Source organism: Marinicella meishanensis (assembly GCF_019931145.1).
Taxonomy (GTDB): Bacteria; Pseudomonadota; Gammaproteobacteria; order Xanthomonadales; family Marinicellaceae; genus Marinicella; species Marinicella meishanensis.
The window spans coordinates 208,438-223,352 of the sequence record NZ_JAIOUV010000002.1 but is presented as its reverse complement, the minus strand read 5'-3'; the positions used below and the strand labels follow the sequence as shown (position 1 = coordinate 223,352).

Genomic DNA, 14,915 nt, shown 5'->3' with positions numbered 1-14,915 from the left:
GCGCGAATCAGTGTTCGTGCCCGTGCTCGCCGTGTTGATGGTCATGAGACAAACCTTTATACAGTTGTTTGGTCATGCGCTCGGTGGTGATGAAACCCCAATTCCAGTCATCGTGGTACTTGGCCAGGGGATTGGCAGCCAGCACTTCGGCCTCAGTCTTGCCATCAGCGATGTGTTGGGCAATGATGTTCTTCGCATCAACCAACATGTCCACGGCTGCCTGCAATTCGGCTTTGTTGGACAAGGGGCCATGGCCTGGGATGATTTTGGTCTGGTCATTGGCCATGCTGATCATGGTCATTTGGGCATGGATGAAACCATCAACCGATCCCCCTGAGTCCAAATCAATGAAGGGAAACATGCCATTGAAAAAGGTGTCGCCGGCGTGGATCACGTTGGCTTCCGGGAAATGGATCAAGGCATCACCGTCGGTGTGGGCTTTGGGTACATGGATGGCGACGGCGGGTTGGCCATTGAAATGGAAGGTCATTTGTTGGGCAAAAGTCAGTACCGGCAGGGCCGATTTGGGGGCTTCGACCATGCCATCAGGACCTTGCACACCTTTGCTCACCATGTGTTCGCGCAAGTTGTCATGGGCCACGATGTGGGTGCCACCGTCGGCCATGGCCGAATTGTTGCCAATGTGGTCACCGTGCACGTGGGTGTTGATCAAAAAGTCCACTGGCTGATCGGTGATGCTGGCAATGGCCTGGTTCAGGATGTCCAGGAATGGCGGCATGGAATCATCGATCAACACCACGCCATCTTCGCCGACCAACAAACCCAGGTTGCCGCCGGTGAAACCGCCTTGGCCAGCCAACATGTGTATGCCAGGGCCGACTTCAGTGGCTTTGAATGTGATTTTGGGTTCGTCTTTGGCACTGGCCAAGCTGGTGGTCAAGGTCAGGGCGAGCATGGCCCCAAAGGTGTGAATTTTTTTCATGGGTGATTCCTCTGTTGTTGGTTTGAGAGACTATAATCATCATATGTCTTAATTCCGAGAAGTGCAATATGATCATCCGAAAAGCTGACATTCAAGACCTGCCCCAACTCAGCCAGTTGTTTGATGGCTATCGGCGGTTTTACCAACAGCCCGGTGATTTGCCCGGGGCCGAGGCCTTCATCAGGGAACGGCTGACGCAACAGGAATCGGTGGTCCTGGTGGCCGAAGACCAGGACCAGTTGCTGGGCTTCACCCAATTGTTTCCGAGCTTCTCTTCGGTCAGCATGCAACGCCTGTGGATTTTGAACGACCTGTTCGTGGCCGAACCCGCACGCGGTGCCGGGGTGGCCGCAGCCTTGATGAACCACGCCAAGGAGTTGGCCGCTGACACCAAGGGCATCATCCTGGAAACCGACTGGGACAACGTCAAAGCCCAAAAACTATACGACAAACTGGGCTACCAAAAACAAGACAGCACCTACCACTATTTTTTGCCCATTGGGGGGGCTGGGTAACCGTTCTGATCTTGAGAGCTCGATTGACTATTTGAGTGGGAACCCGTCAGCCGCTTTTACCGATGCGGTGAATTGAGTGACCCCGATTGCCGAGCCAGGACCAATCATAAAATCGATTGGAGTACCGATTTGGACCACGGTGTTGATGGTGAACCCTTGACCCCCGTCATCCGCAGAGGCTTCATGAATCACATGGTCGCCAGCCATGATCAAAAATTTAATATCGCCACCCCAGTTTTCGCCCCAGGGCATGGTCTTGCCTGCGTGGCCGCTGATGCCGATTTGCCCCTTAACGGTGCTGACCCACCTGCGAACCACCCAGTGATTTGCCTTGGCATATGAGCCAAGATCCATGGTGCCATGGGGGTGTCCGCCTGCGGCCCACAAGGAAGTGTAATATCGACCGTCCTCAAGGAACCATAACTGGCCCGTTGAAAAGTCAGTGTGCTGGCTCAGCCCGTTGATCGGATCAGCTCCAAAATGGCTGAATAAGCGAAAATCGTCCTGTGGATCGTAGCTGCCATCAACATCCAGGCTTTGATCCCAATAACCATAATACCAGCCATTCTGACCCTGCGTTCCGGAGAAATCCCTGACTGAATCGGTGATGGTGTTTGGCGAAGTGAAAGGCATCGTTGCTGCAATGTAAGGGCTGGCAAGCAAGGCCAATTTGAGTGTGTTTTTCATGTGAACAATCCTGAAATGTGCTCAACCAGCCATAAACATCAACATCAATAGCAGCAGACCTGTGCAAAAAGACATCAATACTTGATTGGATTTGAACCTACGTAATATAAACCATGGCAAAACAATGCCCAGCAGCGACATGACAGTGAATATGAGGCTCGATCTGGCATAAGCCTCGGCCGATCTGTACTTGGCACCACCATGTGCCACCATAGGCTCAGAACCAAAATGATATGACTCAATCGTGTTTGGGTCTGACACGATGGCAATGGACCAGTATTCACTGAAACTCAAAGCAAAAACCAAGCTGAAAAAGATCACCATGGGGAAGATGAGGACATGTTTTTTTAAATCAGACATGTGACTTGCTTTGGCTGTTGATGGGGTGATTTTGCAAGTGTTTCCCATCACGGTTTTGACACCTGATTCATCCGTTTTGTTTCATGTATGTTCCAGTCGGTTGATGGTTTTGAGTTGAATTGATCATACTGGATTTTTTACTGCCTAGAGGGTATTAATTATTACGCCAATCCTGTTGGTGATCCATGAAGCCAAAAAAGCAGGATAGCCTCCATCAGTTGTGCGGCTCAATCAAAGCTGATTGAGCCAACCAACGTCGACTGAAGTCGACGCTCCAAGGGGCTTAAGGAGCATCGACTTCAGTCAATGACATGGAGGATTTCAATCCGGCATCCCCAGCTGCTGACTTGGCCATCAATTTCTAATTCAACTCATGACATTGATCAGAGCTGGCTGAAGAAAGCCGGTTGTGGTGAAGTTGTTGCTGACCTGAATGCACATACCAACGTCGACTGAAGTCGACGCTCCAGGGAGCTGATGGAGCATCGACTTCAGTCGATGACATGTCGGTCTGCAGTCCGGCATCAGCAGCCGCAGGAAATGGACTTGTGATCCAAAGCAGTTTATTGAACAGTGCTGCGCTGATTGAAGCAAGCTGACGGTGTTAACATGATTACTGATCTGAACCTGCAAACCCACGTCGACTGAAGTCGACGCTCCTGGGGATGTGTTGTGCAGGCTTGGGCTTCGACAGGCTCAGCCAGCTTTAATTTTTTAAGCTCACTGCGTTTTGCTCTGTTCTTCAAATTGATCTAACAGCCAATCATTTGAAGGTCGGTCCACTGTGCTGATCTTACTGGTTAAGCTTGACGATGTGTCCGTTCAATTTTGTTCAATCATTCAAGCTCACTGAGCCTGTCGAAGTGTCCAATCAAGTCAGTTGGATTCACAACGACTTGAACAATTGCTGTACGTGCTCGAAGGGGCCGGTGATTTCGTAGGTGATGCCCAGGTTGCCGTTGCGGGAAGGACCGCGCTGCGAGTTGAAATACATGCGGCTGCCGTCATCGGTGAAGGCCACGCCGGTGATTTCGGACTTGCGTTGGTTCTCGATTTGCAACAAGGGCGTGGCTTGGCCGGTTTCATTGAGCAACACGATTTGCATGTCGCCGCCGTCTTCACAGACATATAAAATGCCGTTGTTGTCGACGGTGATGTTGTCCACGCCAGAGAGCACCGGGTTCTTTGAGGTTTGGCGGTCGTAGATCACGCGAATTTTTTGCTGGGCCAAATCCACCGCCCAAATGCGGTCATCGCCTTTGGTGGAAAAATACACAAAGCCGGCGAAGTACCACAAACCCTCGCCGCCATTGAACACCGTGGAGTGGGGCACTTGGTGACGGGTTTCTTGTTCCGGTTTCACTGGATTGGGCCGGGGCACGTTGTGCCAAATCAATTTGGCGTCACCGGCGAACACATCGCCTTGCACTTCGGCCACTTGCAGTTGACCGCCTTCGTAACTGGGGTATTGGGGTAACACGGTGCGGTAAAAGCGGCCGTCTTTTTCGTCTTCGGTGAGGTAAATGGCACGGCCCACTGGGTCCACGGCACAGGCTTCATGCTCAAAAGACCCCAAGCAATTGATCGGTTGGGCCAGGTTGTTGCCATAGGGGTCGCATTCCCACACCCGGCCATAGGGCACTTCTTCGGCGGACAACCAAGTGTGCCATGGGGTTTTGCCACCGGCGCAGTTGTACAGGGTGTGATCGAGGATGCGGTAGGCATCAATGACTTCGCCCTGGGCATTGAATTTCAAGGCACCAACACCACCGGTTTTGCTTTCTTCATTGCAGGCGTAGATCCAACCGCCGCGGTTGTCGCGGTTGTGGTCTTGGAACACCGCACCGCCATCGGGGCGCTCGTGCCAGCGGTATTCGGAATGGGGACTGGGGGCGACGCCTTCCACCGCCACGATTCTTGATTTGAAGCCATAAGGCAAACGCACGCCATTGGCATCGGCGGGCATCAAGTGCATGGTGGCTGGACTGGTCTTGGCCGCTGACAAACCCGGGAAAGCCAGGGTCAGGGCTGAAATTTTTAAGGCATGGCCAACAAATTCTCGGCGATTGGGCATGGGTCTGTGCGGTGGTTAAAGGGGTGGGTTATTGTACCGCTGAATTGTAAATAGCAGATGAAAAAAAGCCCTAAATGAAATTTTGCAGGATGGCATCACTCATCAAGAAGCCGGTTTCGGTCAACTGCAGTTGCGTTTCATCCATCACATACCAGTCTGCGGGGACCTGCTGTTCAAAGGCGTCTCGCAAGGACTGGCTGTCCAGACCGGTGACGGCATGGTATTTTTCCCAGGTGAACGGGGCTTTGAGGCGCAGGTGATTCAACAAAAACTCAAACGGCAGGTTGCTGGCATCCAAAAAGCGTTGTTCAACGATCCGTTTGGGGTGGCCCACTTGCTGTTGGTAGGTGGCTGGGTGTTTTTGTTTGGCTTGGCGGCGGATCTGGCCGCTGTGGCCCAGGGTGATTTTGCTGTGGGCGCCGGCCCCGATGCCGAGGTAATCGCCAAATTGCCAGTAATTGAGGTTGTGCTCGCACTGGCGATCGGCTTGGGCATAGGCGGACACCTCGTATTGTTCAAAGCCATGGGCGGCGAGGATTTCGCGGCCTTGTAAATACATGTCGTGTTGCAAATCCACATCGGGCAGGCCCTCGGGTGTTTTCACCGCGAACAAGGTGTTGGGCTCGATGGTCAACTGGTAATAAGACACGTGGGTGGGCGCCCAATCCAACAAGCGCAACAAGTCTTCTTTGGCGGCCTGCAAGGATTGCCCAGGCAAGCCAAACATCAGGTCTAAATTGAAGTTGTCAAATCCGGCTTGTCGGGCCAGTTGCACCGCCTGTTGGGCTTGTTGGCGGTCATGGATGCGCCCCAGTTTCTTTAATTGTTGGTCATCCAATGACTGGATGCCAAATGACAAGCGGTTGATTCCGGCCTCCAAGTAGCCACCGAATTGATCAAACTCCTGGCTGCCGGGGTTCACTTCCATGGTCACTTCGGCATCAGGGCGCAAGGGCAGCACCGCCCGGACGTGTTGCAACAGTGACTGCATGGCCTCGGCGGAAAACAAACTGGGCGTACCGCCACCCATGAAAATGGTGTTCACCGGTCGGCCCCAGACGTCGGCCACATCCTGTTCCAGGTCATGTTGCAAGGCCGCCAGATAGGCGGCTTCATCCAGGGATTGTTTCAAGGCATGGGAATTGAAATCGCAATACGGGCATTTGCGCACACACCAGGGGAAATGGATGTAGAGGCTGAGTTTGGGTGGGATCAACATGACCGCCCCTGATCGGCATTGGGCCGGCAACAAACCATCAGGCGAAGCCGTCTTTGAGTTGGGCGGTCAGCAATTCAATGGCACGGGCGCGGTGCGACAGGCTGCGTTTGATCTCAGGGGCCAATTCGGCCGCGGTGCAGCCGTGGGTCGGCACATAAAACACCGGGTCATAGCCAAAGCCGCCATCACCGGCCGCTTGGGTGCTGATTTCACCCGGCCACAGGCCTTTGGCAATCATGGGATCGGGGTCTTGATGGTGGCGCATGAACACCAGGCAACAATAAAAATGCGCGCGGCGGGTTTTCAAGGCGGCCATTTGTTGCAACAACTTCTGCACGTTGTCGGCATCACTGGCCCCTGCGCCGGCATAGCGGGCCGAATAAACCCCGGGTTCGCCTTGCAAAGCCGGTACAATCAGGCCGGAATCATCGGCCAAGGCCGGCAAACCACTGAGCCGGCTGGCATGGCGGGCTTTGATGATGGCGTTTTCGACAAAGGTGGTGCCGGTTTCCGCCACTTCGTATTCGGCTGTTTTGGGTTGTGGCACCAGGTCAATGGGCAAGGCATCGAAGGCCGCCTCAAATTCGCGCAACTTACCGACATTGCCACTGGCCAGCATGACGCGTTGGCGGGTTTGGCTCATGCTTTGGCCAGGGCTTGTTGTTGGGCGCTCAGCAACTGCTGGATGCCACTTTCAGCCAGATCCAACAGTTGATCCATTTCTTCCCGACGGAAGGCATGGCCTTCAGCGGTGCCTTGTACTTCGATGAAATGCCCACCGTCATTCATCACCACGTTCATGTCGGTTTCGGCATTGGAATCTTCTGGGTAGTCGAGATCCAGCACCGGCTGGTTGTTGTAGATGCCCACCGACACTGCGGCCACCGCACCATGGATCGGGTTTTTTTTCAGTTCACCGGTTTGCAGCAGGTGATTGACCGCATCACACATGGCCACATAGGCGCCGGTGATTGAGGCCGTGCGGGTGCCGCCATCGGCTTGAATGACGTCACAATCCAGGGTGATGACCCGCTCGCCCAAGGCGTGCAGATCCACCACCGCGCGCAACGAACGGGCGATCAGGCGTTGGATCTCCAGGGTGCGACCGCCTTGTTTGCCATGGGCGGCTTCCCGGCCCATGCGAGAGTGGGTGGAGCGTGGCAGCATGCCATATTCGGCGGTGACCCAACCTTGGCCTTTGCCCCGCAGCCAACCCGGAATGCGGTCTTCCACACTGGCGGTGCACAACACCTGGGTGTTGCCACAACTGATCATCACCGAACCTTCGGCGTGCATGGTGAAATGGCGTTGGATGCTGACGTCGCGCAGCTGGTCATTGGCTCGTTGTGAAGGTCTCATGGATGTGGTTTGTGATCAAAGCCGCCATTTTAACATTGACCGGGGTCATGAATCCGTTCAGCCCACGAAAAAACCGCCGCAAAGCTGAATCAACTCCGGGCTGATTTTGTGATGTTGCGCCGATATTCTCATGTTTGCTGTGACAGTTCATGCAAATTACAAATGGGTTTGCTAAAATCATTACTTTCTTTTCATTAGAGGGTACGTCATGTCTTCAATCATGCCATGGATTTTTCTGATCACATTGATCGTTTTGGGTCTGATCGCCGCCGCACAAAAAATTGGCGAGTTGATTCCAGCCAGCAAAGGTTTGACCGACACCTTGAAACAGTCTGAGGGCTGGATCGGTCTGGTGGGTATTTTTCTGGCCTTGTATTGGTTGATCTTTGTGGTGCTGCGTTACATCGGCATCATGCTGCAACACGCGCTGTTGAGTTGGATCATTTCGGTGCTGGGTGTGTTGGTGATGTTGGGCCTGGGTCTGGTGTTTGCCAAACCGCAATTACAAGAATGGACCAAATCCAACGAAGCCATCACCGGCTTTTTGAACAAAGCCTGGGGTTTTTTGGAACCCAAAAGAGAGGTTTTGGGCATGGTGGCTTTGATCCTGGCCTTGGTCTTTTTGGGCAAAACCATTTGATCCTGATCCAGAAATCAGCACAAAAACCCGCCACAGTGCGGGTTTTTTTGTGGCCCCAGTTTTAACAACTACCGAAGATTGCCCATCGCGGTGTGGGTCTGGTAGGATGGAGGCTCTGCAACAAGGAGTTATGCTTATGAAATCACTGACATTGATGTTTTTATGCTTGTTCACCCATGGAGCTGTGATGGCTTGCGCCAACAGAATTCCCTTGCGAGATTTGTCTGGCTTGCGGGCTGACATCAGGGCTGTGGAGGAAAAATTCATCATGCAAATCAACCAAGCGGTGGATTGGATTTTTCAGGGAGAGTCAGTCAAGGCCATCAAGTTGTTACAAGCCATTGAACAAGAACGCCCAGGCCGCTATGAAACCGCCACCAACCTCGGCGCCGCGTATGAGTTGAATGGGCAGCTCGCCGAAGCGCTGCACTGGATCAGGCGCGGCATCGAACTCAACCCTGAGGCCCACGACGGCACCGAATGGCTGCACTACGAAATCCTCCACGCCAAGGACCAAGTGGCCGCCAATGCCAATTGGTTACAGACCCATTCGGTCATTGATCCGGCGACCCAAGATTTGGACAAGACCATCAAAGCCTTGCAGTATCAATTGGCCGAGCGCAGCCAATTGGTCAAACCACCGAATGACATTGTGGCCGATTTGTATTACCTGTTGGGTTTGTTGCAGCACCGCAATGACAACGCCTTTTTGCGCGATGAAGCCTTCAAAAATTAATTGCGTTATGGGGCCTTGCGGCGCGATGCGATTGCCGCTGAGCGGCGTCAGCACCTGATCCAACTGGAACCGATCCTCGAACTCTGAACGAAAAAAAACCGCCGGCTGGCGGTTTTTTATGGGTCAGTCAAAGGCCGTCAGGACCAGGTTTCAATCACCTGCTTGAAGTGCGTCAAAAAGTCATTGCACTGGTGGGCATCCAAGGCCCGGTGATCAATGGTCAGAGACACGTAACACATCGGCTTGATGACCATCATGTCCTGGCCGTTGTGGGTTTCCACCACCACCCGTTTTTCCATCTTGCCCAAACCCAGAATCGCGGTTTGTGGTTGGTTGATGATGATGGGGGTGGCCACCAATGAGCCGGACACGCCGTGGTTGGAAATGGTGAAAGTGCCGCCTTGCACGTCTTTGGGGCTGAGGCGGTTGTCGCGGGCCTTGGCGGTCAGTTCGGTCAATTGCGCCGCAATCTGTTGTAAATTGAGGTTTTGACACTGTTGAATCACCGGCACGATCAAGCCGTCATCGCCCAACGCGGTGCCAAAGCCCAGATTGACGTGGCGGAATACTTCCAAACCGTGCTCATGAAACTGGCTGTTGACTTGCGGTTGGTGTCGAATGGCCTGCACCGCAGCGGCGACAAAATAAGCGGTGAAGGTCAGTTTGACCCCGGCATCGGCCATGGCTTGTTTGTGCTGTTGGCGGTGCTTGATGATGGCGGTCATGTCCAGCTCAAACACCGAAGTCACGTGGGGTGCGGTTTGCACACTGTGTTGCATGTGCTCAGCGATGCTTTGACGCATCGGGGTGTGGGGGATCAACTCACTGCCTGGATCGGTCTGTGGCACCACGTCAGCTTGGCTTGGCGAGGGGGACAAAGCCACGTCTCCAGCCGCCAAATGGGCTTTGACATCACGGCTGGTGATGCGGTTGTTGCGGCCGGTGCCAGCGATTTGGCTGAGGTCGAGTTGGTGGATTTGGCGTAAACGCCGAACTGCTGGGCTTATGAAGGTAGAAGGAGGATCGGGTAACCCAGCAGTCGGGTTTTTACGAGGTAAAGGGTTGGTGCCTAAATTTGGAGTTTCTTCTGCCTGTTTTTCTCGTTCATTTGCAGGCTTTGACACACCGGTTTCCAGGATAGTTCCCAGTATTTTATTTTCTTCGGCCGGTTCGCCCTCCAGCACCCATTTTTCTTGCAGGATGCCGCTGACTGGTGCCACCACTTCCATCATCACTTTGTCGGTTTCCAACTCAATGATTGGTTCGTCTTGGGTCACCGCATCACCGGTGCGTTTCAACCACTGGGCGACGGTGGCTTTGGTGCCTTCGGTTTGGTCCGGGCTCAGTTTGATTTCGACCAACTGTTTTTTTTGCTCACTCATACTTGATCCAGCTCCAGCATGCGCTCTGCGATGCTTTCGGGGTTGGGCAGGGCGTGTTCCATCAAGCGCGGATCGTGGGGGTTGCCGATGTCGGCGGTGGCCAGTCGTTCAATTGGCGCGTCCAGATAAAAGAACGCTTCTTTGGCCAACACCGCGGCAATTTCGGCGCCAAAGCCAGCCGACAGGTTGTCTTCATGCACGATCAAACAACGGCCGGTGCGTTTGACCGACTCCAGCACCATGTCCTTATCCCAGGGGCGCAAGGTGCGCAAGTCAATCAGCTCGGCATCGATGCCGGTGTTTTCGATGGCGGTTTGACACATGTGCACCATGCCGCCCCAGCTGACCACCGTCAGGCGCTCACCACTGAGGATTTTGTTGGCTTGACCAAAGGGGATGATGTATTGGTCGCCGGGATAAGGGCGGCGGGCCCAAATGTGGTCCAACATCTTGCGGTGTTCAAAAAAGATGCTGGGGTTGTTGTTGCGCAAAGCATATCGCAGCAGCCCCACGGCGTCTTCGGCATTGGAAGGCATGGCCACTTGCCAGCCAATGGCGTGCACCCATTTGACCTCGGCGCATTGGGAATGCCAGGGATCGCCGCAACCAAAATAACCACCGGCCATGCGCACCACCATCGGGGCGGCAAAGCGGTTGTTGGTGCGCCAGCGCATGGAGCCGGTTTCATTCAGTTGTTCTTCGGCCGGGTCGGCGTATTTGCGGAATTGAATTTCGGGCACCGGCAACAAACCGGCCAACGACAAACCAATGGACCGACCGATGATGCCTTCTTCGGACAAGCTGGTGTCAAACACCTGGGCTTCGCCGTGTTTCTCTTGCAAGCCCAAAGTCACCGCATGGACCCCGCCTTTGGCCCCGACGTCTTCGCCAAAGACCAGCATTTTTTTGTTGTGGGTCAATTCATAATCCAAGGTTTTGCGGATGGCGGTCACCATGTTGATGCGCCCGGGTTCTGCGGCCACCGTGGTGGATGAGGGGGGGAATTCAGGGTGATCCAAATGAATGCCGCCTTGTTGTTGCAAAATGGGCTGGCCATCGGCATCGGTCTCAGCAAAGGCATGGCGCTCGACCCCGGCGGGGTCGGCAAAGTCTTGTTGGTCGACGGCCTGGTAGGCGGTTTGGGTGATGTCTTGGGCCTCTTGTTCCAAGGCTTGCCAGCTGGCCTGATCCATCAATCCCTCACTGAACAGGAATTTTTTCAGCTTGGGCAATGGGTCATGCTGTTGTTCAAAGGCGATGCGTTCATCGGACTTGTAACTTTGCGTGTCTTGGGCCGAATGGCCGTTCAAGCGCGGCACCGTCAGGCGCAACAACACCGGCTTGCGCTGTTGGCGGATGTGTTCATGGGCTTCGGCCATCAAGGCCGCGGCTTCTTGCGGCTGGGTGCCGTCCCCGGACAGCAGTTTGATGCCTTTGAAAGAGGCCAGGTTCTTAACAATGTTGCCTCCCGGCGTTTGAAAGTGGGATGGTACCGAAATGCCGTAGCCATTGTCTTCAATGTAAAACAACATCGGCAGTTCCAAGGTGGTGGCCAGCGTCAAAGCCGACCAAAAGCCGTTGGTGGCCACCGAACCGTCACCGCCCAACACCAAGCCCATGGCGTCGTCCCAGGCGGCGTTTTTCAGGGTTTGGCTGTGGTATTCAATGGCCTGGGCCCAACCGGCCACCGGAGTGTATTGAGCGCCGACACCGCCAGACATGGGCAACACACAAGCGCCATCGTGCTTGGGTTCGTTGAACACCACACCGATGTCGCGGCCATTGGAGAAGCCCCCTTGCTTCATCATGGTCGCTTGGAGAAATTGTTCCACCGGAATGCCCAGCGACAACAGCAAGGGCCGTGAACGGTAATAACCAGAAACCGCGTCTTTTTTGCGGTTGAGGATTTGTCCCAGCATGATTTGGGCCAAGTCATGACCGCGGGCAGAAAACTGATACAGAACTTTCTTTTGTTTGACCAAGTCAAATTCTTCCAAATCATCCAAGGCCCTGGAGATCAACAGGTACTTGGCCACCAAGGGCCAATCGAACAAAGCGCCGAGGTCATCGTGCTCGGTGTTGGCGTCTGCCTTTTTGAATAATTGCATGCGGATCTCAGAATTGGGGGACAACCATTATCTTCGAAAAGGCGGGGAATGTGTTTTCGATATTTTCATTAAACCAGCCTGAGAAGAAAAGATATTTCTTGAAATACAGCTAACAAGCATTTAAATTGTTCAATATGGACAATTATGACAGAAAGATTTTACAGGCCTTGCAGTTGGATGGGCGCATCACCAACAAACAACTGGCCGAGCAGGTTTCCTTGTCTCAGGCCCCTTGCTGGCGACGGGTGGATGCCTTGGAAAAGAGCGGTTTGATCACCGGTTACACAGCGATTGTGGATCAGCAAAAACTGGGCCTGAACCTGACGGCCTTTGCCCAGATCTCCTTGGACAACCACCATCCAGAAACGGTTGAACAGTTCGATCAAGGCATTCAGCAATGGCCAGAAATCCTCGAATGTCATGCCACCAGTGGTGAATACGATTACCTGTTAAAAATCGTCACCCAAGACATGAATTCTTATAACCAACTGATTTACGAAAAAATCCTGCGCCTGCCATCTATTCGTTCAATCAACACCAGTTTTTCAATGCAGCAGAAAAAACGCACTTCTCAACTGCCCATTCACGAATAAGCCGACCAGTTCGCTGAATTGTGTATTGTTGAGGTATTGTGGTATATTTTATGCATGGGAAAAGTGGTTGTATATGCGAAACTGACTTCGAGGAAGTTGCACTTTTGAAATACACCTGTGTCTGGTCACCCTTGACTTAAAACATGCATCTGCTACAAGTTAAGATCTGGTCCCAAGGCAGCGTTTTGCTGTTGGAGATGGGTGAAGGTTCAATCTGTTTAAGGGTTTTTGCATGAAAAAATACAACACTGTATTCTCCGCTTTATTGGCTGTCATTGTTTGGGTTTCATTCGGCCCTATTAACACCGCAATGGCTGCAGACCGTTTGATCATGACTGGTGAAAATAATTCGACCAATGTCGATGTGGTTGATGCCAGTAATTTGACTTTCACAGTGGTTGATTCGATGACCGCCACTTCAGACTTTGGAGACATAAAAGGTATCTTTGGTATGTCATTACATCCGATCACGCAGGAGATGTACGTGGTGTATCAGCCCAATCCTGGTGGGGCCAGTGGCCGGCGCCTGGGCATCATGGATCAAACCACTGCTGCCATCACCGACATAGGCAACTGCGGTAACATCATTGACATCGCTTTTGCATCTGATGGCAACCTGTATGGAACCACCGGGACCCAGTCCACTAACTATTCATTTGTCTTCATTGACACTGCGACAGCATTCCAGACTCTTATTTTTGACCACGCCATACAAACCTATGGTGGTGGCATGGCCTTCAACCCCCACACCGGTGAAATTTACTACCAAAATAACAACGGCACATCATTCATTGATCCAGGTACTTTTGTAGAAACCCTTGGTTCGCCAGTGGGCTCTCCTGGTGAAACCCAAGCCATGATTATCCTCACACCGACCTTGGGTTGGATGGCTTTTTTTGGTACCTTATACTCGTTCAATCCAGTCACCGAGGTCTTCAGTAACACCGGCACCACAATCAACGCCTACCATGCCATGGCATTTCAGGCCACGCCCATGGTGGGAGGTATGGTATCTGGCCTGGAGCTGGGCAATGCCCTGGTGTTACAAAACAATGGGGGAGATGATTTGCTGGTCAATTCAGATGGTGCTTTTGTCTTCAGCGAAGCACTTAATGTGGGTGATGATTACGAGGTGTCCGTGCTGACCCAAACCGGTGACCCAACCCAGCCATGCATGGTGAGTCAGGGCCAGGGCACAGCCAATAATCAGGACATCACCAATGTGCTGGTGAGCTGTGAACCCAGTGATTTGATTTTCCGTAACGGCTTTGACTGAATCCTCGCTTCACAGAGGTCCAACGGTCGGAAACTTGACCTCACCGTTGCGGTGCTGTAACAGGAAGGGCACTGAGACCAAGCGCAGGTTGTCATTGACCTGCACCGCGAAATGCAGGTGCGGGCCACTGGTGAAACCGGTGTTGCCTGACAAGGCGATTTGATGCCCGGTGTCAATGCGTTGTCCGGGCGCCACCCGCACCGACTCCAGTTGCAGGTGGGCGTAGACCCCCATGGAACCGTCGTCATGCAAAATGCGGATGTAGTTGCCGCGTTGTATTTGGCTGGCATCGGTGCCGCCGTCATAGAAGTCATCGGCAATGTCCATCACCACACCACCCCGCGCGGCCAACACCGGCGTGCCCTCGGGCATCACGATGTCGATGGCATGGCGGTTTTGTTCGCCTTGGTGGGTGAACTCACCAAAAAAGGCCTGGCTGATGAAGTGCTGTTGATCGGCCTGAAAGGGGCGTTGGTAGACATGACCGTCTTGGTGCTTGGCATTGGGGTCACCCATCACCGAAGTGTAGCTGAATTGAAATGACCAGGCTTGGTATTGATCCTGGCCGGTGACGGTGGTCAACAACTCATCGCTGTTACCGGGTATCACAAAGGTGGCCGGCAGGGGTGGATCGGCCACCGCGTTTTCTTGCAGGGTGAATTCCATGCGCACGGCCACCGGACCGTGGTAAGGATTCACGCCGTAGTAGGCCGGGGCTTTTTCCGGACCGCGGTTGATGATTTTGACTTCGTATTGGGTGTCCTCTGGCCTGACTTGCCAACTTTCGTACGCCACATCGGCGGCGGGTGGTTGGTCAGAATAATGGATGATGCCATCTTCATCGACGTGTTTATAATACTTTTTGGCCTCGGTATTGAGACCAAAAAACAAGCCAAAAATCAAGGTGATGCGGGGTAAAAGTGTTAGCTGCATCACAAAAATTTAGCAAAATCAGCCGCTTTTGGCAAGGTTGGAATTTTTTCCTTGTCTGCTTCAAATGTTTGTCATATTATGTACTTAATG

General features: G+C 53.2%; 15 protein-coding genes. 5 read left to right on the top strand and 10 right to left on the bottom strand.

Annotated features, from left to right (window positions below; all coding sequences use genetic code 11):
- Nucleotides 1-7: 7 nt before the first annotated feature.
- Nucleotides 8-943 carry an MBL fold metallo-hydrolase gene (locus K7G70_RS03505; RefSeq protein WP_223787215.1) on the bottom strand — a complete coding sequence of 312 codons (936 nt, stop codon included), beginning with the start codon at nt 941-943 and terminating at the stop codon, nt 8-10.
- 68 nt (nt 944-1,011) lie between these two features.
- Between K7G70_RS03505 and K7G70_RS03500 the strand changes: the two genes are divergently transcribed.
- Nucleotides 1,012-1,458: a GNAT family N-acetyltransferase gene (locus tag K7G70_RS03500; protein WP_223787214.1), complete on the top strand. Its 447-nt coding sequence runs from the start codon at nt 1,012-1,014 to the stop codon at nt 1,456-1,458.
- A gap of 27 nt (nt 1,459-1,485) precedes the next feature.
- Here K7G70_RS03500 and K7G70_RS03495 read toward each other — a convergent pair whose 3' ends face one another.
- The 6 genes from K7G70_RS03495 to rph all read right to left on the bottom strand — a co-directional run bounded on the left by K7G70_RS03495 (nt 1,486) and on the right by rph (nt 7,157).
- On the bottom strand, nt 1,486-2,145 hold the full coding sequence (locus K7G70_RS03495; RefSeq protein WP_223787213.1) for a hypothetical protein: 660 nt from the start codon (nt 2,143-2,145) through the stop codon (nt 1,486-1,488).
- 21 nt (nt 2,146-2,166) lie between these two features.
- The gene (locus K7G70_RS03490; protein ID WP_223787212.1) at nt 2,167-2,505 is read right to left on the bottom strand and encodes a hypothetical protein; all 339 of its coding nucleotides are present in this window, start codon (nt 2,503-2,505) and stop codon (nt 2,167-2,169) included.
- Between the two features lie 886 nt (nt 2,506-3,391).
- Nucleotides 3,392-4,579 (bottom strand): alkaline phosphatase PhoX, encoded by a 1,188-nt coding sequence (locus tag K7G70_RS03485; RefSeq protein WP_223787211.1) that lies wholly within the window; start codon nt 4,577-4,579, stop codon nt 3,392-3,394.
- Between the two features lie 70 nt (nt 4,580-4,649).
- Nucleotides 4,650-5,798, bottom strand: coding sequence for a radical SAM family heme chaperone HemW (gene hemW, locus K7G70_RS03480; protein WP_223787210.1), 1,149 nt, complete (start codon nt 5,796-5,798; stop codon nt 4,650-4,652).
- Nucleotides 5,799-5,835: 37 nt separating this feature from the next.
- Complete coding sequence (rdgB, locus tag K7G70_RS03475; protein ID WP_223787209.1) at nt 5,836-6,441, bottom strand: RdgB/HAM1 family non-canonical purine NTP pyrophosphatase; 606 nt, start codon at nt 6,439-6,441, stop codon at nt 5,836-5,838.
- Entirely contained in the window at nt 6,438-7,157 is a 720-nt protein-coding gene (rph, locus tag K7G70_RS03470; RefSeq protein ID WP_223787208.1) for a ribonuclease PH, read from the bottom strand. The genes rdgB and rph overlap by 4 nt, the downstream gene beginning before the upstream one ends.
- 208 nt (nt 7,158-7,365) lie before the next feature.
- Between rph and K7G70_RS03465 the strand changes: the two genes are divergently transcribed.
- Together K7G70_RS03465 and K7G70_RS03460 are read left to right on the top strand one after the other, a co-directional pair.
- The gene (locus tag K7G70_RS03465) at nt 7,366-7,797 is read left to right on the top strand and encodes a hypothetical protein (RefSeq protein WP_223787207.1); all 432 of its coding nucleotides are present in this window, start codon (nt 7,366-7,368) and stop codon (nt 7,795-7,797) included.
- Between the two features lie 136 nt (nt 7,798-7,933).
- A complete protein-coding gene (locus K7G70_RS03460; protein ID WP_223787206.1) occupies nt 7,934-8,533 on the top strand; it encodes a tetratricopeptide repeat protein in 600 nt (199 codons plus the stop codon).
- 137 nt (nt 8,534-8,670) lie between these two features.
- Here the strand turns inward: K7G70_RS03460 and K7G70_RS03455 are convergent, their stop codons facing one another.
- Both K7G70_RS03455 and K7G70_RS03450 read right to left on the bottom strand, forming a co-directional pair.
- Entirely contained in the window at nt 8,671-9,915 is a 1,245-nt protein-coding gene (locus K7G70_RS03455) for a dihydrolipoamide acetyltransferase family protein (RefSeq protein ID WP_223787205.1), read from the bottom strand.
- Nucleotides 9,912-12,023 (bottom strand): alpha-ketoacid dehydrogenase subunit alpha/beta, encoded by a 2,112-nt coding sequence (locus K7G70_RS03450; protein WP_223787204.1) that lies wholly within the window; start codon nt 12,021-12,023, stop codon nt 9,912-9,914. Before K7G70_RS03450 ends, K7G70_RS03455 begins: the two co-directional genes overlap by 4 nt.
- 134 nt (nt 12,024-12,157) lie before the next feature.
- Between K7G70_RS03450 and K7G70_RS03445 the strand changes: the two genes are divergently transcribed.
- Both K7G70_RS03445 and K7G70_RS03440 read left to right on the top strand, forming a co-directional pair.
- Complete coding sequence (locus K7G70_RS03445) at nt 12,158-12,616, top strand: Lrp/AsnC family transcriptional regulator (protein ID WP_223787203.1); 459 nt, start codon at nt 12,158-12,160, stop codon at nt 12,614-12,616.
- Nucleotides 12,617-12,947: 331 nt separating this feature from the next.
- The gene (locus K7G70_RS03440) at nt 12,948-13,892 is read left to right on the top strand and encodes a hypothetical protein (protein WP_223787202.1); all 945 of its coding nucleotides are present in this window, start codon (nt 12,948-12,950) and stop codon (nt 13,890-13,892) included.
- 9 nt (nt 13,893-13,901) lie between these two features.
- Here K7G70_RS03440 and K7G70_RS03435 read toward each other — a convergent pair whose 3' ends face one another.
- Complete coding sequence (locus K7G70_RS03435; RefSeq protein ID WP_223787201.1) at nt 13,902-14,825, bottom strand: peptidoglycan DD-metalloendopeptidase family protein; 924 nt, start codon at nt 14,823-14,825, stop codon at nt 13,902-13,904.
- Nucleotides 14,826-14,915: the final 90 nt, after the last annotated feature.